22 protein-coding genes are annotated in these 26616 nt (G+C 50.3%); 9 read left to right on the forward strand and 13 right to left on the reverse strand.

The window, feature by feature from the left end:
- From CWC22_RS19290 to CWC22_RS19315, 6 genes are all read right to left on the reverse strand, one after another.
- The gene (locus tag CWC22_RS19290) at positions 1-1671 is read right to left on the reverse strand and encodes an AAA family ATPase (protein WP_138538099.1); all 1671 of its coding nucleotides are present in this window, start codon (positions 1669-1671) and stop codon (positions 1-3) included.
- On the reverse strand, positions 1668-3755 hold the full coding sequence (locus tag CWC22_RS19295; RefSeq protein ID WP_138538100.1) for a Mu transposase C-terminal domain-containing protein: 2088 nt from the start codon (positions 3753-3755) through the stop codon (positions 1668-1670). The genes CWC22_RS19290 and CWC22_RS19295 overlap by 4 nt, the downstream gene beginning before the upstream one ends.
- A complete protein-coding gene (locus tag CWC22_RS19300; protein WP_138538101.1) occupies positions 3739-4566 on the reverse strand; it encodes a TnsA endonuclease C-terminal domain-containing protein in 828 nt (275 codons plus the stop codon). The genes CWC22_RS19295 and CWC22_RS19300 overlap by 17 nt, the downstream gene beginning before the upstream one ends.
- Before the next feature lie 154 nt (positions 4567-4720).
- Positions 4721-4900, reverse strand: a complete 180-nt coding sequence (locus CWC22_RS19305) for a hypothetical protein (RefSeq protein ID WP_138538102.1) — start codon at positions 4898-4900, stop codon at positions 4721-4723.
- A gap of 487 nt (positions 4901-5387) precedes the next feature.
- Complete coding sequence (glmS, locus tag CWC22_RS19310) at positions 5388-7208, reverse strand: glutamine--fructose-6-phosphate transaminase (isomerizing) (protein WP_138538103.1); 1821 nt, start codon at positions 7206-7208, stop codon at positions 5388-5390.
- A 31-nt stretch (positions 7209-7239) separates the two neighbouring features.
- Positions 7240-8010, reverse strand: coding sequence for a DeoR/GlpR family DNA-binding transcription regulator (locus CWC22_RS19315; RefSeq protein WP_010384921.1), 771 nt, complete (start codon positions 8008-8010; stop codon positions 7240-7242).
- Between the two features lie 334 nt (positions 8011-8344).
- Here CWC22_RS19315 and CWC22_RS19320 point away from each other — a divergent pair, with 334 nt between their 5' ends.
- The 4 genes from CWC22_RS19320 (at position 8345) to CWC22_RS19335 (ending at position 12744) form a co-directional block, all read left to right on the forward strand.
- Entirely contained in the window at positions 8345-9097 is a 753-nt protein-coding gene (locus tag CWC22_RS19320) for a LytTR family DNA-binding domain-containing protein (RefSeq protein WP_125561091.1), read from the forward strand.
- Positions 9098-9244: 147 nt separating this feature from the next.
- Positions 9245-11212, forward strand: a complete 1968-nt coding sequence (locus tag CWC22_RS19325) for a TonB-dependent receptor (protein WP_138538104.1) — start codon at positions 9245-9247, stop codon at positions 11210-11212.
- Between the two features lie 84 nt (positions 11213-11296).
- Complete coding sequence (locus CWC22_RS19330; RefSeq protein ID WP_138538105.1) at positions 11297-12196, forward strand: pepsin/retropepsin-like aspartic protease family protein; 900 nt, start codon at positions 11297-11299, stop codon at positions 12194-12196.
- A 74-nt stretch (positions 12197-12270) separates the two neighbouring features.
- On the forward strand, positions 12271-12744 hold the full coding sequence (locus tag CWC22_RS19335; protein ID WP_010384914.1) for an aminoacyl-tRNA deacylase: 474 nt from the start codon (positions 12271-12273) through the stop codon (positions 12742-12744).
- A gap of 33 nt (positions 12745-12777) precedes the next feature.
- Here the strand turns inward: CWC22_RS19335 and CWC22_RS19340 are convergent, their stop codons facing one another.
- Positions 12778-13083 carry a DUF6482 family protein gene (locus tag CWC22_RS19340; RefSeq protein WP_010384913.1) on the reverse strand — a complete coding sequence of 102 codons (306 nt, stop codon included), beginning with the start codon at positions 13081-13083 and terminating at the stop codon, positions 12778-12780.
- A 174-nt stretch (positions 13084-13257) separates the two neighbouring features.
- Between CWC22_RS19340 and CWC22_RS19345 the strand changes: the two genes are divergently transcribed.
- From CWC22_RS19345 to CWC22_RS19360, 4 genes are read left to right on the forward strand one after another with little or no spacing between them, the layout of a single operon-like run.
- A complete protein-coding gene (locus CWC22_RS19345) occupies positions 13258-14523 on the forward strand; it encodes a LysM peptidoglycan-binding domain-containing protein (protein ID WP_138538106.1) in 1266 nt (421 codons plus the stop codon).
- Between the two features lie 24 nt (positions 14524-14547).
- Positions 14548-15339, forward strand: coding sequence for a hypothetical protein (locus tag CWC22_RS19350; RefSeq protein ID WP_138538107.1), 792 nt, complete (start codon positions 14548-14550; stop codon positions 15337-15339).
- 5 nt (positions 15340-15344) lie between these two features.
- Positions 15345-16001 carry a glycoside hydrolase family protein gene (locus CWC22_RS19355; protein ID WP_138538108.1) on the forward strand — a complete coding sequence of 219 codons (657 nt, stop codon included), beginning with the start codon at positions 15345-15347 and terminating at the stop codon, positions 15999-16001.
- On the forward strand, positions 15989-17041 hold the full coding sequence (locus tag CWC22_RS19360; protein WP_138538109.1) for an AraC family transcriptional regulator: 1053 nt from the start codon (positions 15989-15991) through the stop codon (positions 17039-17041). The genes CWC22_RS19355 and CWC22_RS19360 overlap by 13 nt, the downstream gene beginning before the upstream one ends.
- On the opposite strand, the gene thpR is transcribed toward CWC22_RS19360, so the two are convergent.
- Together thpR and CWC22_RS19370 are read right to left on the reverse strand one after the other, a co-directional pair.
- Positions 17007-17537: an RNA 2',3'-cyclic phosphodiesterase gene (thpR, locus tag CWC22_RS19365; RefSeq protein ID WP_138538110.1), complete on the reverse strand. Its 531-nt coding sequence runs from the start codon at positions 17535-17537 to the stop codon at positions 17007-17009. The two genes, CWC22_RS19360 and thpR, sit on opposite strands and share 35 nt — an antisense overlap.
- A 74-nt stretch (positions 17538-17611) precedes the next feature.
- Complete coding sequence (locus CWC22_RS19370; protein ID WP_125561109.1) at positions 17612-18340, reverse strand: helix-turn-helix domain-containing protein; 729 nt, start codon at positions 18338-18340, stop codon at positions 17612-17614.
- Positions 18341-18627: 287 nt separating this feature from the next.
- Here CWC22_RS19370 and CWC22_RS19375 point away from each other — a divergent pair, with 287 nt between their 5' ends.
- Positions 18628-19932 (forward strand): serine hydrolase domain-containing protein, encoded by a 1305-nt coding sequence (locus CWC22_RS19375; RefSeq protein WP_138538111.1) that lies wholly within the window; start codon positions 18628-18630, stop codon positions 19930-19932.
- On the opposite strand, the gene CWC22_RS19380 is transcribed toward CWC22_RS19375, so the two are convergent.
- The 4 genes from CWC22_RS19380 to CWC22_RS19395 all read right to left on the reverse strand — a co-directional run bounded on the left by CWC22_RS19380 (position 19866) and on the right by CWC22_RS19395 (position 26609).
- A complete protein-coding gene (locus CWC22_RS19380) occupies positions 19866-21632 on the reverse strand; it encodes a hypothetical protein (RefSeq protein ID WP_138538112.1) in 1767 nt (588 codons plus the stop codon). The two genes, CWC22_RS19375 and CWC22_RS19380, sit on opposite strands and share 67 nt — an antisense overlap.
- Before the next feature lie 87 nt (positions 21633-21719).
- On the reverse strand, positions 21720-22775 hold the full coding sequence (locus tag CWC22_RS19385; RefSeq protein ID WP_171045054.1) for a helix-turn-helix domain-containing protein: 1056 nt from the start codon (positions 22773-22775) through the stop codon (positions 21720-21722).
- A 37-nt stretch (positions 22776-22812) separates the two neighbouring features.
- On the reverse strand, positions 22813-23355 hold the full coding sequence (locus CWC22_RS19390) for a hypothetical protein (RefSeq protein WP_171045055.1): 543 nt from the start codon (positions 23353-23355) through the stop codon (positions 22813-22815).
- A 107-nt stretch (positions 23356-23462) separates the two neighbouring features.
- Entirely contained in the window at positions 23463-26609 is a 3147-nt protein-coding gene (locus CWC22_RS19395; RefSeq protein ID WP_138538114.1) for a lantibiotic dehydratase, read from the reverse strand.
- Positions 26610-26616: the final 7 nt, after the last annotated feature.

Consider the following 26616-nt stretch of genomic DNA (forward strand, 5'->3'; position numbering starts at 1 on the left):
TTACACGCTCTGTTTAAGCCACGATTCTATATCGAATATCTTTCCCTGATGCTTGTAATACTGATAAAGCTCGCCGGATTGCTTTTTGTGTTGGGAATAACCAAACCGTAAGTCGTCACCAGGCAATGTATGCCAGTCCTTGAGCTTGATGAGTGCTGGCTTCTCTTTGGGTTCTTCCACTTCGATTGGCGTTTGCTCATACCATTCTAGAACGAGTGGAATAAGCCCTCTTACCTGAAGGTTTGGATAATCTTCAATGGCTCTTTGCACTAACGGGACCAATAACTCAGATTCACATCCCATGCCTAGCAAAAGGTTATAAAGCCGCATGGCCTCTGAGTCGCTGGCAAAAGGTAATGTGTCTGACTTAGTAGCGGCAACTTCAGAGATCTGTTTGCTCAATTCTAGCAATCGCTTATCAATCTCTTTGTATTTCAAATCTGAATATTTGGCGATACTCCTGACTTTTCCCGATTTAAGTGCTTCAATCATCGGATGAATAGGCTGTAGTTCAGACTCGTACACCTTCATAAGTAACTTTGAAGATAACCGTTCAACTCCAGTGATAATTGCACGAAGCTGCGCAAGTACAAATAACTTAACCACGATATCCAGCACACCTTGAGACAGCTCAAACCAGGTGTTGCGGATCTCTTCAGTGAGCGGCTCATCGCGATGGATCAGCCACTGATACTGCCAAAGCTTATCGGTCAACAGTCGCCACTCGGTGGGCTTTGGCTTACCCGTTGTTTTATCGATTCTATTTTTATGCTGTGGCAGGGGTTCCCACACCATAGAGCCAATCCCAGTACTACGCCTTGCAGATTGCAACTCAAGTTCAAATATGGGCCTTGCTTTGGGAGTGCCAACTAAAATCACCGGCACACCAATAATATTCACCAAGGCCACAAAGAACTCGAGCATTCGTTCTTGCCCTTCTTTTTGCTTACGGCCTAAACGCTGAATTTCATCAATAACTAACACGCCAATAGCATATTGATTCGCGACTTGCCCCATAAATGACAACAGCACCTCAGTACTATGGCGTTTGTAACCGTATCTCTCAGTGAGATCAGTATTGAGATGTTTATCTACCTCTTTAAAGAAGTTTAAGCAGAGACTTTTTAATGACCCATCCACAGGGCATTCAATACGCAAATAGGTGAGTTGGTAAGTGTTATATTGTTCGTGATAGATCGCTTGCGGGTAGGTGGCCAGTATTCGTAGCACACTGGAGCTTTTACCACATCCAGAGCAACCAATAAGTGATAAACAACGTGCCGTTGAGGGCGCTTCGGCAAAACGAAAGCTACTAATGTCTCCCGTCATCAGCCGCTCGTAGCCATTTTGCAAGTGTTGTTGTAACTGGCCAGTAGCGATGTTTCTGGCAACATAGCCACCACGGATCATCAGCGCTATTTTTTCTTCTAACGCCACATGCATCGAAAGCGGCTGAAAGAAGTCATCAAGCAAGCCACATAATTCATGAGCACGCTGCCTTGCATCTAAATAACCGGCTGCGGGATTGTATTTTACCTTACCCTCCAGTTTAGTTTTTAGCTCTTCTATTTTGCTCACTCTTGGCAACGCTTCGATAAACGGATTGCCTTTGTAGCGCTCAATCTCAGACTTCTGATACATCGCGCGGAAGATGTTGGGTGGTAAAGTCATACGTCGCCATCCTCCCCAAACAGTTGATCTGAAAAGTCAGGAAAGTCCAAATCATCATCCGGTTCAGAGAGATAATGCACTTGAGCCGATTTGCTGGTATCAATTTCTACTGGCTTATGGGCACGTGCTTTACGTTCTTTGGCTTTTTCTTCAGCTCGATTATCACGAATATTGCGAATACGCTCAGCATCCGACAAACCAATATGTTTTGGTGCGGCCTTTTCAGCCTGCTTAACCACATCGATCACTTGACGTTCCAGAGCACGCTTTTGCTGATCAGCTATCAGTTTTGCATCAGCATGAGTGTGTTTTAAATCATCACTTTGCTGCCATACATCCCAGAAGCTCGCTCCGGAAAACTGCCTTGAACGTGTGGCTAACTGGCATACAAAATAATCGCTGCTGTTAGGACCGCAGTAAATATAGATATGATCAGCTATCGCCAGATCATATGCTACTTCCACACTCTTGGGCCGTTTAACGTCCTTACCCCGATGCATCCAGCCCAACTTCAAAAGCTCCGCGCTGGTGTAATACAAACCAAATATACAAGCACCTGACTCAGATATGGTTGCGCGAGCTCTCGGCATCAGTGCTACACGGAGATGCTCTGCCTCAGGCTTTCTCAAACGGCCAGTACGATGTTGCAGGCCCCAATTCCAGATGGCTAACGGGTTATTTTGCAAGTCCGCTGGCATATCTGCGGCTTTATCATAGCTTTCAATTACGTGATATTGGTTGTGATAAAGTACTGACGCTAAAATAATTCTGGTGAACTCTTGAATCGTAAGCTTGGCATCCAAGCGATAATCCCGGTCTCCATGCTTTTTGGTCTTGGTGCCTGTGACCACACCTGGTGCGAACGGCTTGAATGCTTGCTGAAAAGTATTAAATGCTCTTTCGACGATGCCTTTTGCCTCGCTTCTGAATGGGGGGGTATTTTCAAGGCGAACGCCAAAACCCTTTTCCAGGCATTCAATTTGATGCCCCATTAGCTCGCCTCTGTCAGCCAACAATGCGGTAGGTAGGCCTATACAAGGCCATTGCTCTGGTGATACATCAAAGCCAAACTCGCGGCAATAATCTGTTTTATCAGTCGCAGCCATATGAAGTGCTTGAATGGCGGCTGCATACGAAGGGTTTTCAAAGCCGACATAAAACCCCGCCACCATGCGACTGAATACATCGATTACCATGTAAATTACTGGGCGACCAACGATATTGCTTCGTTGGGAGTCAGACACAAGGTAAATATCTGCAATTGTTGCGTCAATCTCGTAGCGCATTCCCGGGCCTAAAACATCTGCAACGGCGGTACCTGTTAAAGGACGTATGTCTTTTTGCAGTTTGATCTTTCCGGCCTGAGCCTCAATTTTTTCTACCTGGCGATATTCGCGTTTGTAAAAATGCTCCATTTGCCAATAAGTCGGTAATTCCTGTTCCGGAAGGTCAGGAAAGTACTGCTGATAAATATCTTTTAGTCGATTGTGGGCATATCTGAAGGACTTACTTTTATCAGTCAGTACATGGCGCTCAATGGCAATACGAAACAGTTTTTCAGTAAAGTCATCAATCAGGGCACCGGTACCTTTCATATACTTACGAGGCCTGCCTAACTTTGTTGTTGTGGCCCGGCGTTTTTTGCCCTTTGCCCCTGAGTTTTTATAATCCGGTAACAGTGCATTAGGGATCTGGCCTCGCTGCCAGTAGCGACGTGCAAAACGATAGATTGTCTGCTTAGTCTTGCCCGTATCTACCATTACCTGATGAACCACTTTGCCACGCGCTTTAGGCTCATAGAAGTCTTCAAGTTCTACCAAGGGCTTAATTGCCGCATAGTTCTCATCGCGTTTTACCTGTGCTGTAGAACCGGATTCTGGTATGACAGTAATGATGTCGCTATATGGGTCCGCCGCACGTTTTAGTACTTCATTCTGAAAGCCTTGCTCCAATTCAGCCAATTCAACGAACTCAGGGAAGGCCTTATCATCATGGACTTTGATCCAAATAGCGTAGTACTCAAACACCACTAGTATGCGATACAAGGTCTGTTCGTATTGCAACACTTCATTGATTTGAAACACGAAACACCTCCTGAATTTGCTCAACATTACCTAATCGGAGTTGACCCACCTGAAGCTTTTGTACTGGCGTAAAAATATCGAAGGTAAAGTACCTGTCAGCCAGCAAAGCTCTTATTTCAAACAACGATTCCCCTAAGTCTAGTCCATAAGCGGTATCTATCTCTTTGCAGGCATTTATAAGCGTTTTAGCTGGATGTTTTGCAAAGTAATCGGCATAGAATCTGGCTTGCTCAATGGCTGAGTCTTCAGCTTCTTCATGCTCGCCTTGCAATGGATAAATCCACTCAACATTCGCCTTAACCACTTTGGGGATCTCTTGCTCAGTGACTATTTGCCAGGGGATTTGCTTTTCAAGCCAAAAGCGCTTTTCGAGCTCGAGTATTTCTATTTTTCGCTGATCTTCAAATGAGCTGACGTATTTGGCCTGTAGCGCAAAGTAGGGAAGATCTCTTGAGGTTGTTTCAACAAAGAAGTCACTTGAAAGGTATTGGTCAACGCCACGAACATTTGGGTGCTTGATACCCGCAGATTCCGCTAACTCAAGCGTTATCTCGCGCTCTAAAGGGAACTGCTCTTTGACTTGCAGCACATCCTGCCGCCACTCAAGCAAATAGAACAGGGATAGTTCAAGATCGGATAATAAATGATGAGTGCGTTTTGATTTATAACCAAAAACCCGATGTACACGGCCGTCTGAAGGTGCATCGTAAACAGTCAACCAAGGCTTGTAATCTTGATTGTCACCGGCACCGCGGCCTTCTTTGATCCACTTACGATACTGAGCCTCTGTATGGCCAATCTTCCTAGACATAATATACCGCTATAACTGATTGAAATTTCAGCATAGCTAGAGTGAAAGTGTGATGCAAATTTATTCATTGATGGAATCACTGTGAGCGCTCAATTGCAGCGAAACATCAACTAATTCTAGCCAGAATGAAATTTACCGTTGCCCTACTGAACCCTCATAAGTTTATCTCGACCACTGCCTTCGCCAAAAGGCACAATGCAGCAATCAGTAACGATCCGCCCCGGCAGGCAGACTCTATACAACGTCCCTTAGCAATTAACCTACACGCCTCATCAGCTCCTTTTTTACTCATGACACCACTAACTTCAATCTTGCCTTTATCTCGTAATTTCATATGAAGACACCTTAAAAATTCATTTAATGGACACAAGCCACTCTAGCAGAGTCGGAAAGATGAATTTGCTGTACAGCAAAACCTTAAAAGACCACACAACAAAGGGGTTCCTCGGTGGAAAATACCGCTAAGAAATACACTTACCAGCTCTTGGCTTGATGACATCATTATTAGTAATTGGAGCAGGGAAGTATTTTAACCTGGGTTAAAAAAACTAAGCAGAACTGGTATGAACGTGAAAGGCTAGATAGCAGAGGCTAACAAACTACTGGTTTACTTCTAGGGATTAGAAATCATGAACAGCAACCTGAAAGGAAAAATTGCGGCTCCCCTTAGACACACATGAAATAAAAATATCCGTGTGTTATGACATCTGAGAGGAAAACCGCAATATGAGTATGAAACTTTATTACTTAGGATGATACTTTAATACTTAGTATGAATCTTTATTCCTAAGTCACATTTCGATCAATCAACCTAACCCAACTTACTCTACCGTAACTGACTTAGCCAGGTTACGTGGCTGGTCGACGTCAGTGCCTTTGATCACGGCAACGTAGTACGACAGTAGCTGTAGCGGGATTGTATAGACAACGGGTGCGATGATGTCTTCTACGTGGTTCACGTTCATTACACGCATAGTGTCGTCTGATGCGAAGTTGGAGTCTTTGTCTGCGAAGACGTAGATGATGCCGCCGCGGGCGCGGACTTCTTCAACGTTTGACTTCAGCTTTTCAAGCAGCTCGTTATTTGGCGCGACGACGATGATTGGCATGTCGGCGTCGATCAGGGCCAACGGGCCGTGCTTCAGCTCGCCTGCGGCGTAGGCTTCGGCGTGAATGTACGAGATTTCTTTAAGCTTAAGTGCGCCTTCCATTGCGATTGGGTACTGTGAACCACGACCCAGGAACAGTGAATGATGCTTGTCGGCGAATTCTTCTGCCAGCGCTTCGATGCCTTCGGCCATGTTCAGTGACTCTTCCAGTTTGTTTGGCAGGGTCTTGATGGCGTTCACGATCACGCTCTGGTCGCGGCCTTTTTCCTGTGCGATTGACGCAGTTAGCATCAATAAGCCCACTAATTGCGTTGTGAATGCTTTAGTTGACGCAACACCAATCTCGGCACCAGCTTTGGTCATAAAGGCCAGATCGGATTCGCGTACCAGTGACGAGCCCGGGACGTTACAAATGGTCATAGAGGCCATGTAACCCTGCTCTTTCGCCAGGCGCAGTGCCGCCAGCGTATCGGCAGTTTCACCAGACTGAGAAATGGTCACAAGTAGGCTATTTTCGTGTACGAACGACTCACGATAGCGGAATTCAGAGGCTATTTCGACATTACAGCTTACGCCTGCGTATTGCTCAAGCCAGTAACGCGCCACCATGCCAGAGTGGTAAGAGGTACCACAGGCAATGATCTGCACGTGTTTAACGTCTTTGAAGATCTGGTTTGCCTGGTCGCCAAATGCGTCTACTGACACTTTGTCACCGTCTAAACGCCCTTCCAGCGTATTACGCACGGCCATTGGCTGCTCGTAGATTTCTTTGAGCATATAGTGGCGGTATTCGCCTTTGCCCGACACGTCCTGAGAAATGTTGGATTCAACCACTTCACGCTCAACCGGCTCGCCGTTGATGTCGTAAATTTCGACTGTTTCGCGGGTGATGCGCGCCACATCGCCTTCTTCTAAGAAGATAAAGTTACGTGTCACAGCAAGCAGGGCCAGCTGATCAGAAGCGATGAAGTTTTCACCCAGACCCAGGCCGATCACCAGTGGGCTGCCAGAACGGGCAACGATGATTTCGTCGTCGTTGGCTTTGTCGAATACCACTGTACCGTAGGCACCTTCCAGCTGCTTCACTGCCGCTTTGACTGAGTCTAATAAAGAAGTGTGCTGCTGACGCAGTTGGTGGATCAGGTGGACCATGACTTCGGTATCTGTGTCAGACACGAACGTATAGCCGTCGTCTTTTAATACTGAGCGCAGTGACTCGTGGTTTTCGATGATGCCGTTGTGGACCAGCGCGATCTCTTCATTAGAGATATGTGGGTGAGCGTTTACTTCTGTTACACCACCATGTGTTGCCCAGCGTGTATGCGCAATACCCGTATGACCGCTAACGCCAGCCTCGGCCACAGCCGCTTCCAGGTTCGCCACTTTACCGACTGCCTTAACCGTATTCAGGGTGCCTGCATTGCTTAATGCCACACCCGCTGAATCGTATCCACGGTATTCAAGACGCTTTAAACCTTCGATCAAAATACGGTTAACAGGACGTTCTGCTACCGCACCAACTATTCCACACATAAATTCTCCATTATTTGCACTTTGTGTGTTGTCACTCTACCTCTGCACAGATCAACTGCACGCCACGGGCCTCGATCGCCTGGCGCAAGTCAGCAGCCAGGTTGTTGTCGGTGATCAAGGTCGTGACCTGATCCCAGGGCAATTCTAAATTCGGTATTCTGCGGCCGATCTTTTCAGATTCGACCAGTACAACCACGTCACGGGCCGCTTCGGCCATGACCTGGCTAAGTCCCACCAGTTCGTTGAACGTGGTGGTGCCCCTTGCTACATCAATGCCATCGGCACCGATGAACAGGGTGTCAAAATCGTAAGAGCGCAAAACTTGCTCGGCAACCTGCCCCTGAAAAGACTCCGAATGCGGGTCCCAGGTGCCACCGGTCATCAATAAGGTTGGCTCGTTTTCCAGTGCCAACAAGCGGTTGGCAATATTAATGGCATTGGTCATCACCACCAGCCCGCGCTTTTGCGCCAGCTCCGGGATCATCGCCGCCGTTGTGCGGCCGCTGTCGATGATGATGCGGTGATGATCTTTAATCAATGTAGCTGCCGCTCTGGCGATTGCCACTTTACGTAGCGTATCGCGCTCATCATCGCCTTTGGCGACTATCTCTTGTGGCAGCGCCACCGCACCACCGTAGCGACGCAGTAACAGGCCGCTTTTTTCCAATGCGGTTAAATCCTTTCGAATCGTAACTTCTGATGTGGCAAATTCACTGGCTAATGCCTCTACACTGACTTCGCCCTGAGAATTCACCATGGCAAGGATTGTATGTCTGCGTTGTTGTGTATTGCGTTTGGTCATCGTGGTTTTATATTAGTTATAAGTTTCGTTTCGAACGTTGCGAAATTATAGTCGAAACTTACGATTCGAAACAAGTTAAATTTTAATCATGGTTTTTAGGTTTGGGATTGAGTATGAATTGGGCATAAAAAACCGAACGGCTGTGCGGGTTGTGAGTGGTTCCCGGCTCTTTGGCCGGGATGACGTTAGAGGCTCGCAGGCCGCAATGACTGCTGTTGTGGTCAATAAAGCGCGATGCGACTTTATTACGCTTGAATGATAGCCAGTTAGTTTGACTTCACATCCGTTAGCAGGATGCTAAAATACGCGGGTGTATCAAATATGGGAAATTGTGGTGTCGGCTCGGATCAGACAAGAATGGCTACTTTCGCTGTGCGGCTGGACGCTGGTGATTGGCTTTCTGACCTTTATAGACTTGCTACACGACTGGTCGGTCCCAGAAGACGAGCGCCTCAATAACCCGCTGTGGTGGGCGGTGCAGGAATGGGGGCTATGGTATCTGTTGTCTCCGTTGGTTTTCCGCGCACTGGCGCAGCTTGAGCCAGCTCCCCGGGTAAACACCCATTTATTTTTAAAAATCATGGCAGGCGCCTACCTCATAGCCATGCTGTTACAGGCTCTATTTGATCTGGTGGCACTGGACGACCCCATCGCCTATACCCTCTATTACTTTGCGCCGGCACATCTACTGGTCCTGTTTGTCCTCACCATTTTGTGGCACACCCAATTTCGCACCATTGCAGAACAAAACCAGGCGCATCCGGTGCTGTGGGCAGATCAGGGCAAAGACAAAGCGCCGGTCGCGTTTGATGATATTACTCATGTCACGGCGGCCAGTAACTATATGGAGATCCATACGCGCACACAGCAATACCTAAAACGTGGCACACTCAAAGAGCTGATGGCACAGCTGCCACCTCAGTTTATTCGTACCCACCGCTCCCATGTGGTCAACCTGTACGCCATCGACAGGATCCAGAACAAGCCGTCTGGTAGTGCCATTATTCAGCTCAGCGGTGGTGCTCAGGTTGCGCTAAGTAAAGGCTATAAACAGGATGTAAAAGCACGGTTTGCACAAAAAGTCTGAAATGCACCCTGTCCATTCGTCCCACATCCGCCGGGATTAGCAAACGCCTCACATCCATTCATCCCTGCCAGCCACAACTGGCCCCTAAGCTTTTGTTTCTCTTGGTTTGAATCCCTTAAAATAGGACAAACTTTCAAGGAGCGTTATATGTATCCAATTAAATCAGCTCTGCTGTCCTCGCTGCTGGTGTGCACCCTGTTTACACCGGTTTATGCGCAGCAGCAGGCCGACAAAGTGTTTGATCAGGCTACGCTGGCCCAGTTTAATGCCCAGCATGCCCTGGATCTGCTCAACCAGCTGCCCACTTTCGTGCTGAGCGAAGGCAACAATGAGCGTGGCCTCAGCGGTGCCAGCAGCAATGTGCTGATCGATGGCACCGTACCCTTGTCCAAATCCGATTCCATTGAAACCCTGCTGCGTCAGCTGCCAATCAGTCACATAGCCAGCCTAGCACTCTATACCGGCCAACATCCGTTCAGCCAGCTCAGTGAATACACTCAGGTGGTGAACATCACAACCAAAGCTCAGGGTGCCACCCTTGACTGGCGCGCCAAATTGCAGTCACAGCACAGCTACCATGAGCTGAGCGAAGCCATGCTGAGTATGCAAACCCGACTTGCTCGGTGGCAACACACGATGAGCGTGAAATGGGTGAACAACCATGCCTATTCGTCTGGTGAACTGGCGCTGTTTTCCGATCCACTGCAACAGCAGGCCCCTGAGGTGCAGCAGGAGCATTTTTCTGAACGGCAACAGGGGGCTCAGCTCGCTCTGATCAGTCGTAAACAGCTCGAACACGGCACATTGCAACTGAATGCTTCGGCACAACACATCGACTGGCTGACCCGCTATCGCTGGACACCAACTGCACCTGCCCCCATGAATGGCACAACCGACGACGAAGCGGAGAAGGAATACGAGCTGGGTTTTGACTGGCTAAGAGAGACAGCCTCAGAGTGGCAGCTTCAGCTCACAGGCCTTGCCAGACGTGAGCAATCGGACTTGTCTATACAGGAATGGCAACGCCTGGAACCGGCATTAACCACCTTTGAGCAACGTGAGCATGCGCGCGAGCAGGTACTCAGACTGGCTTATGGCAACCCGACCCATGCGCTGCAACCCAGTATCGGTATCGAAGGCAGCTACAACTCGGTCACCGCCGACACACAGGACGATGGCGACGTGCTCAGCAGCAAGGTCACCGAAACACGATTTGAGCCGTTTCTGGCCGCCAGCTGGCAAATTGCACCGCAATGGCAAGTATCGGGCAAACTCGCGCTGGAGCAGGCAACCCTGAAATCCGGTATTCACGCTGAGCAGACGTTAAAACATCGCCTGTTAAAGCCTCAGCTTAAACTTGGCTACGACCTCAGTGAAGCCTCACAACTGACTTTCAGCGCTCAGCACCAGGTCGAGCAGCTGGACTTTGGACTGTTTCAGACTTCCCAGAGCAGTGGCTTTGTGCGCACGCAAAATGGCAGCGAGCAGCTCAAACCCATGCAGTACACCGAGCTGATGCTCACCTGGCAATATGCCCGGGCCGATCTGTTTGAGTTTACGCTCAGCCCGCTTTATCAGTGGCAACAGGATATCCACGAATATCAGCTGCAAGCCAATGGCAATGGTGCCATCGCTAACGCCGGGCGCGCCCGCTACTTTGGTCTGGACAGCGAGTGGAGCTTTAATACCAGCCGCCTGCTCAGTGCCAGCCGCATTGAACTGAGCTACACCTGGCGCGATGCGCGTTATGAAGACCCATTGACAGGCACGCGACCCATTACAGATCTGACCCCGCACGAGTTGATCATTGGGTTCCGTCGCGATCAAACTCGGTTATCCTGGGGCGTTGAGGCCTTTTTGCCTACCCGTCTGCGAGAATATTTTCATGATGAAGTTTTTACAGAGCGCGCCAGTACTGAGCTCAGTGCATTTGTACAGACCCAGATTGGACAGGGGTTGTCACTCAGGGCCGAGATGAACACCTTGAATAACGCAAAATATCAATATGTCAGAGCACTTTACGCGCCGGACCGCAGCCAGCCACTGGCAAGTAAAGAAGTGCTGGATGAAAATATCCAGCCGCAATTCAGCCTGACACTCAGTGGCCGCCTCTAGCCGGGGACGGCCACTGGCCGTTGCAGAAAAATTCAGCCATAATGAGTTTGATAAATATAGTTAAATACAAGGAAGAACACCTATATGACAAGACTCATCGGCTTTTTGCTCATCATTTTGGTATCGGCATGCACGCAGGCCAGCATCACCCCCTGGATCCCATTTGAGCTGGACAATGGCCACATAAAAGTCCCGGTGACGGTGGCTGGAAAACAAAGCATGGCTATCCTGGACACCGGTGCCCAGCTCAACGCCATCAACCAGAATTTTATCGACTTCCACCAACTGAACCTGGCGCACCATGGCCATGTCCAGATCCAGGGAGTGCATGATACTGAACGCAGAAAGCAATATGCCAATGTCGACGTGGAGATATTTGGGATCAAAACCAAACTGAGCCAGCTGGCAGGAATAAACATGGGCAATGCGCAGAACAGCCTGCTGATTGGCTCGGGGTTTTTCAGCCAGTTTGTGGTTCAGATTGACTACCCCAACAGCCGCATACGTATGGTGACCCGAGATGTGATAAACGTCGCCAAGCACGAAAACATCAAAACCCAGCCACACAAAGGCTCTGGTTTACCGATTGTTCAGGTTGAGATGGCTGGCAAAAAAGTCTGGCTGTTACTGGATACCGGCAGCAACAGCGGCGTGTTGATTAGTCGCCGCCTTGCCGAGGGGCTGGACTTGATCGGGCCGGAAGACAAGCAAATGGTGTCGCAGGGTGTCAATGCGCAAAGTGCGCTGCGAGCCACCCAACTGGAAGAACTCACATTCGGTCCATTTGTGTTGTCAAACGTACAACTTGCCTACCCGGAAAAAGGCCATAAACTCACTTCCCTTAAGCAATATGCACACACTTCAAGCATGATCAAAGGCAAAAGAGTCAAAGGCATACTTGGCTACGATGTGCTTAAGCATTTTCTGGTTACACTGGACTATGCACGTGGCAACATGCATTTGAGCGTACCAGAGAAGCTCTGAGCGGATATTTTCTGCTTAACCGGGCCTGCTCGTCTATACTTAATGACCACAGTAAGTAAACACGAGGAGGTCCCATGACTCATCGTATCAGTGCCTACTTAGACACACACCTCATCCCTTATCGCGTCATCGAACACGTCGAAAGTCAGTCGTCGTTTGGTTCAGCTTATCTTAGCCAGATCCCCTTACCCCAATTGGCCAAAGCGGTAATGCTGGAAGACCACGAAAGTAAACGTCTGATGGCTGTGCTGCCAGCCAATTACAAAATCAGCCTGAGCAGCCTCAGTGACGCTCTGAAACGGCGTTTTCACCTGATGAAAGAACGCCAGGTATATCGGTTGTTTTCTGACTGCAGCCCAGGGGCAGTGCCGCCCATTGCCGATGCGTATCACCTGGATACGGTCTACGACGACCTACTGCTAAACCAGCCCCATGTATACATAGAATCAGGTGACCATCGTCACCTGTTAAAGCTCGCACAGGCCGATTTTCGCCAGTTGATGGAAAACGCCAAACATCTGCGTTTTAGCCACGAAACGATGCATTGACATACTCCTGCGCCTTGCAACGCAGGCGTGTGGCTAGAGTGTTTCTTTGTTTAGGGGCATCACAAATCGGCAATGGCCGTCGCTGACATTGCCGATCATTTCATCGTAGGCCGTTTCCATATCAAACGTTGCCTGCGTAGCACCCAATTCAGCCAGCACCAGTTCGGCTTCGCGCAGGGAGTTGTAGGTCATGGTCTTGCCCTGACGATCAGTCAGTAAATGATAGTTGCCCAGCGCATCCAGTCCACCGGCAAGATAATGGTTAGAGTCGGCATAGCTGAGGATCACGGCATCCATATGGTTCTGATCAAGCTCGTTTTTTAGTTCGGAACGTAACATAAAAGCCCCCTGACGGTACACAGTTAAGATGCAGGGCTGAGCCCTGATCACAAAGGTAAGTTTAGCTCAATTTACGTACAGTTCAGGCAGAGCGATCAACCTGGGCCAACAAGAGTGGCAAAAATTCCCAACTTATATACAATCAAAACAAACAATAATAACGCCGAATAGCCGATGTCAGTCAGAATTTTTCTCCTGCTGTTAACCCTGATATTACTCAGCGGTTGTCAATCTACCCGCTCAGAGCACGCCCCGGAAGAACACCTGACCGGTCACACTACACCCGTGGCCCACATTGAACCTGACCGGCCTTTGCCTGCACTGCCAACGCCCCATACCAGCGATGACGTCTGGCAGCGTATTCGCATGCAACTCAGCTTTGCCAGCTCGACCCACCCCAGAGTGCTGAAGCGGGTTAACTGGTATCTGCAACACCCCAAGTATATGCATACCATCAGCGATCGCGCCCGGCCGTACTTATATTATCTGGTGAATGAAGTTGAACGTCGCGGCCTACCCATTGAACTGGCCCTGATGCCGCTGATAGAAAGCGACTTTAACGCCCAGGCCTACTCAGAAAAACATGCCTCCGGGCTATGGCAATTGACACCTTTGATTGCAAAACACTATGGCGTGACCATAAACCCCTGGTTTGACGGACGACAAGATCTGCTCCAGTCGACCCAGGCGGCGCTCGATTTTCTGGTGTACCTGCACAAACGCTTTGACGGAAACTGGTATCATGCCATTGCAGCCTACAATACCGGTGAAGGACGGGTCGCCACCGCCATCGCCCGCAACCGCAAGGCAGGTAAACCCACAGACTTTTTCTCGCTGAGCCTGCCAAAGCAAACCCGACATTATGTGCCTAAACTACTGGCCGCGGCCGCTTTGCTAAAACAGCAGCGTATGCACTTTCCGGCCATCGACAATCAGCCCGCCTTTACCCAACTGGCTCTGGAAAAAGCCGTGATCCTGCCCGACCAACACGACTGGGCAGAACTAGAAGTCCTCAACCCCGGTTTTCGACGCTTTCCGGTGCTGCTTAACGGACCAGGTCATGTGCTGGTGCCCACGGCTCGGGCGCAAGAGTGGCAACTGGCCGCCACTGAGTTTCAGGCACTGCCAGATTCACGCTGGCGGCAAGTGGTGGTTCGCCGGGGCGACAGCCTGAGCCGGATTGCCGGGCAACATAATGTGTCAGTCAGTGAGCTGCGCCAGTTTAATCAGCTCGATAGCGATATGATCCGCATTGGTCAGACGTTACTGTTACCGTCACGCGAAGAAAAACTGGACTATGTAGTCAAACGCGGCGACAGTTTGTGGCGCATCGCAAAGCAATTTGGCGTATCGGTCAAGGACCTGAAGCGCTGGAACCAGCGTGACAATAACCGCCTGCGGCTGGGAGAAACACTGGCCATTCATCTCTCAGCGCCCTAACCAACTGTGAAAAGGACACGCCGCATGACACAACAGGAAACCACATCAAACACTCAGCATGACGACCAAAACGTGACGGTTTTACCAGATCCTGACCAGCCGGACGAGATTCATCACCCCAAATCCAAGCGGTTTTTTCAGGGTAAGCAACTGCGGCTGTCTCGCTCCAAAATGAATACGGTGCTGGCCTTGTGTGCCATGTTGATCTCAGCGGCCTCTTTTTACGCCACCTATATGCAGGCGAAAGCTGCGCAGGAGCAGGTAGCTGCGGCAGAGCGGCAATTGGAAGCAGAAACCTGGCCCTGGCTGCAATTCAACTACAGCAACTTTGATCTCGAGTCAGAACGACCCAGGATCACCGTAGGCATCCTCAACTCGGGCACCGGCCCGGCCCTGATAAAGTGGGTGCAATACCATTACCGGGGCCAGACCTACGACTCCATCATCGCCCTGTTTGATGCCTGCTGTAATATCAGTGCGTATCGTGAAGCACTCGACAGCGCGCAGCAGGATGACAATGACATTAACATGCTGGCCAAATTTGGCTGGTACGTTACCAGTCGGGCCGAGCACTCGCTGCTTGCGGATGGCGCCTCTCTGCCTCTGTTCACCATGCAAAAAAGTAATTTTAACAACCGCTTATGGGATAAAATCGACAGCATGTCTGAACAAGTCGAGGTCTATACCTGTTATTGCTCACTGCTTGAGCAGTGCTATATTTCTACAGTCGACTCGCATGTATCCCCGGTTTCCGATTGCACCGCGGGTAAGCTGACACTCGCGCAACGTGATAATTCATCCACAGTGGAGCATTAACGGGTTTGTTAAAACGACTTTTATCTAAACATCGTACGTCATCACCTGCCGTGAGGCACATTTGCCACTTTGAAGGCGTGATCGACCACTTATATTTAGATACCCGGAGTAATCCCACCATAGGTGTGGGCTTTCATGTGACCTGCCAGGATGCCTTTACCCGGCTAAGCTTACGGGACAAACGCACCAACAAACCCGCCAGTCGAGCGCAAAAACAGCAAGAATACAACACATTAAAACGCCTGCCCGCAGGGAAAACAGCCCGATGGTATGCGCAACACTGTACTTTGCACCTGCCACACAGTGAGAGTATGCGCCTGCTTGAGCAACAGATCGCTGCTTTTGAACACGAACTGGCGCGCCTGATTAATCCCCAAAATGGTTATATCCGCGCCTATCAGCAACTCCCAAACAGTGTTCAGCTTGCTTTACTGGACCTGGCATATAACCTGGGCACACCCAACCTCAGCAGCCGCTGGCCCAAACTCTTGGCCGCCTTGAAACGAGAAGACTGGCGACAGGCCGCGGATGAATGCGCACGTAAACACGTGAGTAAAGCGCGTAACCAGGCCACCCGGCAGTTGTTTATACAAGCTGCTAGCGGCGATAACCTGATAGCCAGGCTGTTCCGCCGGCTGTGGAGCAAGCTGTGCCGCTCGTGACGCTGGCCGATCTGTTTTTTCGTTTTAATGCCATCGGATTGCTGCTTGCCCTGATGTTGTTTAACTGGCCCAGATTGAACCAGGCTGAGCGCTGCCTCAGCACGGCACTGGCACTCTGCCTGAGCCTGTTTTTACTCCTCACTCAGCCACTGCCCGAATGGCGCTTTAATCCGCTGCGTAACCTGTTTCTCGCGGGGACCGAACTATTGCCACTGATGCTCTGTGCATCGGCCTGGTACCTGATCAACCAACGCGTTCCATGTTCGCTGAACAAATCCTGGGGGCGCTGGTTGCTTGGCGGATCCCTGCTGGCCAGTAGCAGCGTCTTCCTGCTCTACGGCAGCGATACCCATTGGCATACGGTGATGCATTTGCTCAGTGCGCTGGCGATGTGTGCCACTTTGTATTATTGCCTGGCCAATTTTAATGATGATCTGGTCAATCACCGCCGTCACCTGAGGTTAATTTTAGCGACCTTTGCCCTGCTACACTGCTTGTTGCTGGTCGGGTTTGAGCTCAGCGCCAGCCTGATCCGGCGCGACCCGCTCTTCCTGCTGGCGAATGCTATCCTGGTGTTTTGTTTATTGCTGTTGGTGACCTGTCTGTCACGTCCGTCACGCACATCTCGCCAGGTACATGCACAGGCTGACACCCAGCCAGTCCCGGTAAAATGGCAAAGTACCTATCAGGCGCTGAATACCTTGCTTGAACAGGGCATCTATCGTGAGCCAGAACTGACCATAGGGACCCTTGCCGAGCGCCTGGCGATCCCGCCTCACCAGTTGCGTGTGCTTATCAATCAACAACTTGGCTTCAACAACTTCTCACAGTTTGTTAATCAGCATCGCCTGACGTATGCCGCTAAACAACTGCGAGATGTGACACAGGCCCGCACAGCCATCCTGAGCATCGCCTACGAGGCTGGGTTCAATTCGATTGGCCCGTTTAATCGCGCTTTCAAGCAGTTTTATCAGCTCACCCCGGGGGAATACCGCAAGCAAGCCCTTAATCAGCCGCAGATAAGTGAAAAGACTCTATAGGCTGATAGATCAGCCCCCGGGTATCACAACGATATGAATGATAAAGATGAAACTGCGTAACCGACAATATCAACGGGGTCATTGGCGCATGCACCACAGGCTCAGTTTTGTGACCGCGAAATAAGGTAATGTGCGGCGAGAAAGGCAAGCGATCGCGATGTAGCCCCAGCTCAGTACCTAAAGCCCGTAGCGGCTCAGCCAGCGCACGTAACTGTGATGGCACCGGCTCGGGGCGTAAATAGAAAATCCCATTGCCCGACCAGTAACCCGTATGGGCAAAGGTGAGGGTAAATTCAGGGACCTGCAATTGATGGGCAAACGCCACCAACTCTGCGTCATGCTGCGCCTCAACCTGGCCTAAGAAAGCCAGGGTCAGGTGCCAGTTTTCCTGCTTAGTTGGGGCTTTGCTGGCACTCACTTGTGTCCGCAGCCAGGCAGCAATCTGCGCCTGACCGGGCTCATCTACTTCAATGCCAAAAAACAGGCGTTTTGTCATACGTTACTCCCGGTTGTTAACCTGAGTATCGCTCAATACCGGTTTTTTCCCAACCTCATGCGTCCATCGGACAGTTACTGTGCGCGGGCATAGCGTCGCTCAATAAACAGGCCAAGCAGGCCGGCAACGAACAACACCATGCCGATAAACTGCATCCAGGCATTGCCCGCACGCGGCACGCTGCGCTCTTGATCTGCCTTTAGTTCAAAGTAGCGGCGTCCATTTTCTACCGGTTGTACAAAGGCACTGCCGCGATACTCAAAACTGAAAAACAATTCTGGTGCCTGACGTTTTTGGTACATTAACCGCATTGCGTCAAAGTCTTCCCGACTTGCTATTTCAGTTTCACTGACATAGCGCGACCAGCGGGTATAAAGATCCAGCGGCTCTCCCTCGCGCAGTTCACCATGAGAAAAGTACTCGTACTGATGCTCCGGCAGAAAAATCGTCCGATAGCCACTGTAAAACAGCGCACAGCCCAATGAAATACACACCAGTGCCGTTATCAGCCAACTGCGTCTGCGCGCCAGCCGGTGCTTATCCAGATTCTGATACCAGGCCTCAATATCCGGGATCTGCGTGAGATTCTGTCTGTCTCCTTGCTCAGTCAGCCCCGCCATAAAGCTGTCCAGATCCAGTTGAAGTGCTGCCAGCAGTTTTCTGAACACGTCATTAGACGGTATGGAGTGGTCGTTCTCCAGTTTCGATAAATAACTCTGCTCGACCGTCATTTGCGTTGCCAGTTGTGGCTGACTCAATGCTTGCTGTTGTCTTAATTGTTTGATGTATTGTCCGAGTGTCATGACCAGGTCCTTATGTTGTTAGAATTATGGCCAGTCTTGGTAAGTCATGGATTAATGACAAGATGAATATCCAAGCATACGCAGGAATACAGCACCATACCAGCCTCAGACCACTTAGGATCCAGGAAAAACCGGTGAAAACTATCGAAAAAATCGCGTGACATTGCACACGACATCGCACCATTTACCTGTCATTTTTAATTTCGGCTAGCATTTTTCATTTTAAGTAAGATTTAAAAGCTTTTTTATCAGATAGTTAAATAAACTTATTGCGTTAAGGAAAGAAAATGAAATCCCTAATTAGTGTGCTGATCTTACTGCTGACTACGCTACTACTCTATTTCGGCTGGCCCGTTTACCAGTTTTTTGCTTTTAATCTGCAAAAAGTACCGGTACTGGCCTCAGCCACACCTCTGCCCGCAGGGCCGCTGCCCTATCAGGCAAATCATGCGTCCGGGCATGCGATTTTCGCCAGCAAAGCCGAAGCAATACTCAACACAGTCCGGGCCGCCAGTAATGCGCCTGGGATCTCGGCGGCCGTGGCCTATCAGGGGCAGCTGATCTGGCAGGGCGCTTTGGGCTATGCCGATATTGCGACACGCACACCACTGACGCCAGAGCATCAGTTTCGCATTGGCAGCACCTCAAAAGCGGTAACCGCCACATTGATGGCCAAACTCATGCAAACTCAGGGCTTTCAATTGGATACTCCCCTAAGCGACAGCCTGACGCCGCTCCCGAATCCGGCATGGCGAGATATTACGGCGCGCCACCTGGCATCGCACAGCGCCGGATTACCTCATTACAAAGGCAACGAAGACTTACTGGGGTTTTATCATTCGCTCAGCCTGACTCATCAATTTGATCGAGTACAGGATGCCGTGGCCTTATTTGATGAAGGCCCGCTGCGCTCAGTACCGGGCGACGCCTTTTATTACTCCAGTTACGGCACAGTGCTGCTGAGCGCGGTGCTGGCGCAGCATGCTCAACGGCCGTACCTGGATTTATTGCAACATCATATATTCAGGCCACTGGGTATGACACGCAGTGGCGCTGAGTCGACCGCTGACAAGCTGGCCACCTTTTACTTTAATCGTCGTGGGCAAGATACACAGTATATTCCGTGGCGCACAGTGAATCTCAGCCATCGCCTGGCCGGTGGCGGTTTGATCAGCACACCGAGCGATCTGGTGCGGCTGGGCAGTGGTTATCTGGACCCCAGCTACTTACACACCGATGTACGTGCACAGATCTGGGCACCACAGCGCCTTAATCACGGCAAGGTGAATCCGCAAAACTATGCACTGGGGTGGCGCCGTCATGAGTACCAGCCTGGCGATACGCCATTATTTACCTACTACCACCACGGCGGCGTATCACGCGGATCACAAAGTATGTTGATTGTGGTGCCTGAGCATCAGCTCAGCGTGGCGGTCAATATCAACAGCAAAACCAAACCGTTCAGAACTTTTGGCCAGGCGTCATTATTACTGGCTGACGCTTATGTGCAGCTAACAGCGCAGGCTCAGCGTGATGTACCCGATAAGCTTGTCAGCGCAGCCTCCAGTACTGCGTCTTTACCGGCAAAATAGTCCTTTGCCATCAGAGCAACTGGCAGGTCAGGCGCCACCCATACCCGGCTGTCCTCTGCTGCTCCCTGTTGATGAAATTGCGACGAGATCACACCTATTTGGCCACTGTAGGGTAAAGTAAACCAGCCTGCTTCGCCGATGGCATTAGGCCGAGTACCTGAGGGTTCGCCAACCACAATAGCGCTGGTCAGCTTATCGATCCCCATTAGCAGATCATGGCCAGCCGAAAAAGTATTACGCCCTGCCAGGATCATCAACTTGCCATCTGGTTTGAGCGCCTCAAACAGCACCGCTGTGGCGATGGTACTGGGCAACAAAAAGCCATTTCCCCCGCTGTTATCGCGCAGATCCAATATAAAGTGTTCGGCTTGCCCGGCCAGCAAGCGCTCACGCAGTTGCTGATTAAAGACATCCAGCGACATATCCTGGCGTTCATGCACCGCATTAAAGTTCACATACAGCGCCTTGTGAGCAGGCAATAGTTTTGACCAGTAAGGGCCTGAGTGCGAGTGCTGGCGTGGTAACTTAGGAAAGCCATTGAACTGAATAGCTCGCGGGGTCAGTATCTGTTGCTGTGCTTGCTGATCCTGGCCTCGGACTGTCAGTGCGATTTCATTGGTCTGTTCAATGATCCCCAGCCCTTGTAATACCGGGGCGAGACTCAAATAGTAGGGCCCCAGCCAGGCTTGCTGCATATTGTTGTCTCGCGGATTGACCTCTCCCGTTTTCGCCAACGCCTGTAACGCAGGTGTGTTGCCTATGGTCAAAACCTGCATGCCGACAAGATGCTGATACTCTGCGTCGGCCGCCACAATAAACAGCCCCTCCTCAAACAGATAAAACTGCACGGGCAACTGCTGATAATTACCCACTTTGCCCCATGCCGGAATGATAAAGTTGTGGCCATTTTCCAGCATGCCGAGCAGCTGCATCAGCTCAAACACAATTTGCTGATCGCGCAAAGCGGGAATGCGCTTATCAATTTGCGCCACTTTGTGCGCAAAGGCCTGCTCACTCATGCGATGAAAGGCCGATACATGTAAACGCCGGATCTCTGCGGCCAGATAATGCAGATCATAGCGCCAGCGTGCATCTCTGTCCGACTCCGCTGTGGGCTCTGCTCCCACTAACCGGCGAAAGTCGACATCCTGTGCAAATGCAGCAAAATGTAGATTCGGCTTGCGACTAAACACACCGCGGCCCGTTAGCGAAGGTTTATCATCCCAACGCGCCTGGAGCGCTCGCTCCAGCCACATCATGGCATTGTGCTTGTCTTTGAGCGCACCATAGAGTTCCGCCAGGGTCATCATCATATCATTGGGGTTATCATGCCATTTAGGCAAACGTTGCAGCCGCACGCCCAACTGCAATGCCTTTTTGAGGGGCGCAATGGCGTCCTGCCAGCGTTGTTGCTGCCGATAACCCAGGCTCAGTAAATACCAGGTGACCCCATCGTTTTGGTAGTCTTCGGTCAGCGTGGTGGCCAATTTAACGACCGCAGGCCAGTTTTCCTGCTCAACCAGCGTGAACAGCTGCTCTTTACTATGGTAATAGCCAACCGGATCGCGCACCTGATTGGGCAAAACTGGGATCTGATACGCATCGTTATGATACCCGGGCGTGCCTCGCAATGGCGTTGCCTGTGATTGCTGACCACTCAATACGATGAGTCCAAGTAGTCCAAAAATGACTTTATACATTTGGTTCTCCTTCTAATCTGAGAACCAATGTATTGAAAAATTTACTTTTATTCGTTCAGGATCCGGTTTCTGTACGTGTCAGGTTAATCAGACCGTTGACTGTGCACGACAAAGCGTACGATACCGGGTGGGCGTCATGCCCGTGCGTGCTTTGAAGGCCTGATTGAAGGTCGACTTGGCATTAAACCCATTGTCCATCGCAATGCTGAGTATCGAGACCTCAGCGTACGCCGGATCGGCCAACTGTTTCTCTATCTGCTCAAGCCTGATTTCATTGATATAATTAGAAAAGTTATTATTCGAGACCGAATTAATCGCCCACGAAACCTGCTTAACACCCAGTGATAGCTGATCCGCAATGTGCTGAATACTCAGCCTTGGCTGACAAAATAATGCCTGCTCCCTTATTTGTGCATCCACTGCTTCAAATATCGACTGGGCTAACTGCTTGTCCTGGGCCGCTTCTTCGGGCTGACTCAGTGCCTGATACTGTGCCAGACGATTAAAAAAGTGCGGCTGCTTTATCACCCTCACCAGCAACAGGGACAAAATGCCAAAAAAGCCCACCTCATGCGCAAAATACCAGTAGGCTTTCCATGGCATGGGCGTTATGGGCTGAACATTCATGCGCACAAAATCAGTCAGACTCAGTACAACATAACCGCCGAGCAACCAGGTCAGCCAGTTCAGGCCAACCGTAGGTGCGTCAGCATGTACCTGATACACCGTGTCACGATAGTCACGCAGCAGCTTCAAAGACGCCACCAGATAGCACAGTAGCATTACGCTACCCAGTGCAATAAGCGGCTGAACAAAATCGGTCAGGCCCAGCGAAGCTAACGGCAGCAGTAAATGACGGCCAGACTGCAGGACACTTCCAGATGCCCCCACCAATGTTCGGACACTGAGATACCAGACAGGCCCCATGGCCACAGTAAAAGCCGGGGTAATGACATACCCTGCCAACGAATAACCAGCACTTTCAAGCACGTTGGCAACACAGAGTAAGGCCTGAAATACAAAAAAGAGCACCAGGCAACGGCTTTTCGGGTTTTGCCACACGAGTATGGCAGCAAAGCACATTTGCCAGGCAAAGATCACCTGAAACAAAGTCAGCCCTGAAATACTAAGCGGGGTGAGCATGTTTAACTCTTTATTATTGTTATGATTTACTTCACAGTTATTTAAACTGTACTGTCTCGTTGCTGCGCACATAGGTACGCTGCTCTGGCTCAGTCCAGGTGCCCTGCTTGAGATACTGGGTGGATACCGTAAAGCGACCCTCTTTAAACCGACTAATGGATTTTACCTGAGTAATGCCATCTTTGCTGCCGGTCACGTCCTCAACGGCCGCAAACTCAGTAGGACTGAGTACGTCTATCGTCCCCTGCGTATAAAACCCGGCGGTGGTGAAATAGTAAAAAACCAGGGCGCTTTTACTCTTATCCCAGAAAATCAGAGACTCCCCACCATACATACCCGCATTAATAGAATGCAAAGTACGCACAGCCGTACCATTCAGCGCGCGCTCCCAGCGACTGATATCACGCATCGGCGGCTGGCCTGCCGGCACCGCGAAATCGGCCTGCCAGGTCCCAAGGAAAGGCTGAAAGACCGCCAGCTCTTGAGCGAGCTGCTTGGGGGGATCGTCTGCTGCCAGTCCAGATAGGCTGCACAAGCCCAGTGCCAGGGTATAGATCCAGTACTTTATGATACGCGTCATGAGGTCGTCCTTTGTTGTGATTTTACTAAAAAGTAGCCAATGGACCCTGAAAACACAAAAAGCGCCCCTAAAGTAGCCCTCAAGGTGCGCTTTTGTCTCTTAATTGCTTAATCGGCTTTTTTATCGGCCGAAAAGTACTTACGACGCAGCATATCGTGGATCACCAACTCTTGCTCACGACCATAGGCCTTGAACATTCGGTTATTGTGCATATGCAGTAACGACCCCAGTAACGTATCTTTAGTGCAATTGAGCTTGCCTTCATCGATCATACGATTCAAGACCGTCACTACTGGCTCTGCTGCCAGCGCCCATTGCGACAAGATAGTAAACAACGCCTGTTGCGCTTCATCCGCTTGTGCCTCAACCTGCAAAGTCAGCAGCGCAAAATCTTTATCCAGTTGTGCTTCATAATCACGATATCGATTCCCCAGCTGCTTACGCAGTGCACTGGTTTCATTAAACTCTCTGCCAAAACCGTCGCGTAACTGGCTGATCAGCGCAAACCGACCCGCTTCATCGTATTCAAACAAATCCAGCAGTTTATGGGTGTGTGCCAGCGCCATACGCCAGCGCACATCTTCACCGTACTCATCAATCAAGACACAGGTTTTAGCGATCAGCTCACTGTCATACATAAACAGCGACTCTACCAACGCCATAGATTCAGGTCCGCCGTAACGCTCCACTTCGCGCTCGTAAGTCATCAGTTCGACTTTATGTAGCTCGCCGCTCTCAACTTTGGGATCCAGCAGGGCATTTAGTTTAGGCAACAGCTGACCGCATAACAGCCCAGGGTCACCATGGAAACGCAAACGCAGATGCCAGTCCGGATCGCCATAGCGAATAAAGAACCACTTGTCGTAGAGGTCACCACTTTGCTCAATCATGGGTAACAATTCTTCCGTGAGCAATTGTTCAACCAGCGAATTACCCGAGTATATCTTCAGGCTTAACCACTCAGATCCCGCACTAAAGCGACGTTTTAACGGGGCTGCGGTAATGTTGCCTAATGGATCATCGCTGAAGTGACGATGTGGTGGCGCATACTCGTTGGAAAAAGGAATAATGACTTCATTGCTGTAATGATCGCCTTGTGCATCAACCACTCTGGAGGGAAAATGCTGACTGATCACTTCTTTGAGTTCAACCCGACGATGGCCTTTTGTCTCAGCCAATAAAATCGCAAACATATCCGGGTTACGTAAATCCAGCTGTAACACATTGTCAGACATCGCAAAGCTGACCTGCGGGTCAAGCTGATAAGTTGCCAGTAAGGCATCCAGCTTAGCACGATCGAACTGACCTTTTTTGCTGATGGCTTCCAGTTCAGTTCTGTCGATCCGCCAGGTTTTTTCGCTCAGGATCAGGTTATCCAGCATCAGGCGTGGCACGAACGATGCCCGCTCCAGACTGGCTGGCAACTTAAACTGCGGTGGTCTGCCATCCTGATGTTGTAACATACACAGAAACTTATAAGCACTCAGGCTGCGAGCAGAGTAGTTATGTGCGCTCGACAATCGAGGCACCACCTGTTTGTTAAGTCGTTTACTCCAGAGCTTGACTTGCTGCCCCTCTACCCAGACATATAGATCACTGAGAGGGATCTGATATTCATCATCCAGTGCACTGTCGGCCAGGAACACAATTTCATACTGGCGCAGGTGCGGACGCGCGATGACATTACCGGGACGCCCTTCCGGCATGTGCACAACTTCAGCAAAGATCACCTCGTCGCTGTGCGCCTGTTCGGCTGCCAGGTGTGCCACCACATTGTTTTTAAGGCCCTCATCCAGATGACAAAAACGGCCCAGCAAATTGGCCGCAGAAGGACCATAACAGCCATTAAACTTGTTGACCGGATTGCCACGTTCATCCTGATACAGACTCACCATAATAGCGAATGAATACGGGAACTTAGTGACAGCTTCTTTGTTGGTGATTTTTTGCTTCAGTTCTTTGCCACGCAATACCACACAATCTTTACCGCGATTTTGAGGCTGACTCAGGGCATCTTCAACAATGCCATCCAGCACGCTGACTTCCGGCATAGTCTGCTGAGCAGAGCCGCCTCGGGCCAGATTTAGTCCAGCCACCAAAGGGGCCTCGTAACCGGTTTCAGTAGAGATGCCTATCCCGGACTCGTCGTCGAGGATTTTATCAAGCGGAACAAACTGACCTTCAAAACGGGCATTAAACTGGGTCATAAACTGACTCAACGAGTTGCCCTGCTCAGAAACACTCAGACCGGCGATCAGTTCCAGTTGTTTTTGCAAGCGCAAGACTTCCTGCTCTGCAAGCTGGCAGTCATTAAAACTCCGATATATATCACTCTGGAAGAGCTTATTTTCCTGTACCTTCACCGGCAGACTTTGCAGATGAGTCAGCAATTGTTTATAGGGCGCGATATCCCCGGTTTTTTGTGCATCCAGCGTATCAATTTGTGCCAGTGCCGTGGCGAGCTTATCCGCCGTGTCGAGTTCTTTTATTGCGGTGATGGATTTTAATAGTGCGCGATCCGGTGATGCACCAGTTAGAGGCAGTGGGATATCAGCCAGTAACACGCCCTCATCAATCAGGTCCTGGATGTAGGCTTCCACTTCTTCCTGATCGGCTTCATCGTATTCGGCACAAAACTGCGCCACCAGGGCATTGAAGCTTTTGCCATCGCGTGCGACGTCCAGCACAAAACGGAAGTACTCGTCACTTTCAACCGCGCTCAGTCGATACTGCATGGTCTCTTCAGACAGATAAGTTTCTATGTAGCGACACTGCTCAGCGATAAAATAGTGAGAAGAATTCGGCTTATACGTCAGCGTATCTGAGCGTGAGGCATGCTTGATAAAGTGATCTTTCAGCGCAGTGAGATAAAACATATCGAGCCGGGTTTTACGGCTGTCCTGCGTTAACTCAGCAACGTTCAGTTCGGTTTGCGGCGCAATGCTGCCCTGATGGATCCCGGAAAACAGGCCAAATGGGGTGGGTCGGGAGCACATGCGAACCATATATTTGATTAGCGCATGCGCCACTTTTTTTCCCTGCTTCGAGTCGGGTTTGGTACGCCACTGCTCAATCCGCTCAAGCAGAGACGGACTGGCCAGGTAAATGGCTTCTTCGACCCCGGGCGTGGCCAGCCAGGCTGCCAGCAGCACATTGGTGTCGGTATTGTCCTGCCCAAACTGTGCCAGTTGTTCCAGCCCCAGGCGAGGCGTACGAATTACAAAAAAATTATCACTTTTTAGTTGTTTAGACATCACTCAC

This window comes from Pseudoalteromonas rubra (genome assembly GCF_005886805.2).
GTDB classification, from domain to species: Bacteria; Pseudomonadota; Gammaproteobacteria; order Enterobacterales; family Alteromonadaceae; genus Pseudoalteromonas; species Pseudoalteromonas rubra_D.

Bases quoted from the DNA above. Each gene is read 5' to 3' on its own strand.
- CWC22_RS19300 (WP_138538101.1), bottom strand. From the start codon at position 4,566: ATGTCTAGGAAGATTGGCCATACAGAGGCTCAGTATCGTAAGTGGATC.
- CWC22_RS19305 (WP_138538102.1), bottom strand. From the start codon at position 4,900: ATGAAATTACGAGATAAAGGCAAGATTGAAGTTAGTGGTGTCATGAGT.
- CWC22_RS19385 (WP_171045054.1), bottom strand. From the start codon at position 22,775: ATGCTCACCCCGCTTAGTATTTCAGGGCTGACTTTGTTTCAGGTGATC.
- CWC22_RS19350 (WP_138538107.1), top strand. From the start codon at position 14,548: ATGACACAACAGGAAACCACATCAAACACTCAGCATGACGACCAAAAC.
- CWC22_RS19325 (WP_138538104.1), top strand. From the start codon at position 9,245: ATGTATCCAATTAAATCAGCTCTGCTGTCCTCGCTGCTGGTGTGCACC.
- CWC22_RS19315 (WP_010384921.1), bottom strand. From the start codon at position 8,010: ATGACCAAACGCAATACACAACAACGCAGACATACAATCCTTGCCATG.
- CWC22_RS19335 (WP_010384914.1), top strand. From the start codon at position 12,271: ATGACTCATCGTATCAGTGCCTACTTAGACACACACCTCATCCCTTAT.
- CWC22_RS19375 (WP_138538111.1), top strand. From the start codon at position 18,628: ATGAAATCCCTAATTAGTGTGCTGATCTTACTGCTGACTACGCTACTA.
- CWC22_RS19290 (WP_138538099.1), bottom strand. From the start codon at position 1,671: ATGACTTTACCACCCAACATCTTCCGCGCGATGTATCAGAAGTCTGAG.
- CWC22_RS19395 (WP_138538114.1), bottom strand. From the start codon at position 26,609: ATGTCTAAACAACTAAAAAGTGATAATTTTTTTGTAATTCGTACGCCT.
- CWC22_RS19340 (WP_010384913.1), bottom strand. From the start codon at position 13,083: ATGTTACGTTCCGAACTAAAAAACGAGCTTGATCAGAACCATATGGAT.
- CWC22_RS19370 (WP_125561109.1), bottom strand. From the start codon at position 18,340: ATGACACTCGGACAATACATCAAACAATTAAGACAACAGCAAGCATTG.
- CWC22_RS19345 (WP_138538106.1), top strand. From the start codon at position 13,258: ATGTCAGTCAGAATTTTTCTCCTGCTGTTAACCCTGATATTACTCAGC.
- CWC22_RS19330 (WP_138538105.1), top strand. From the start codon at position 11,297: ATGACAAGACTCATCGGCTTTTTGCTCATCATTTTGGTATCGGCATGC.
- glmS (WP_138538103.1), bottom strand. From the start codon at position 7,208: ATGTGTGGAATAGTTGGTGCGGTAGCAGAACGTCCTGTTAACCGTATT.
- CWC22_RS19390 (WP_171045055.1), bottom strand. From the start codon at position 23,355: ATGACGCGTATCATAAAGTACTGGATCTATACCCTGGCACTGGGCTTG.
- thpR (WP_138538110.1), bottom strand. From the start codon at position 17,537: ATGACAAAACGCCTGTTTTTTGGCATTGAAGTAGATGAGCCCGGTCAG.
- CWC22_RS19380 (WP_138538112.1), bottom strand. From the start codon at position 21,632: ATGTATAAAGTCATTTTTGGACTACTTGGACTCATCGTATTGAGTGGT.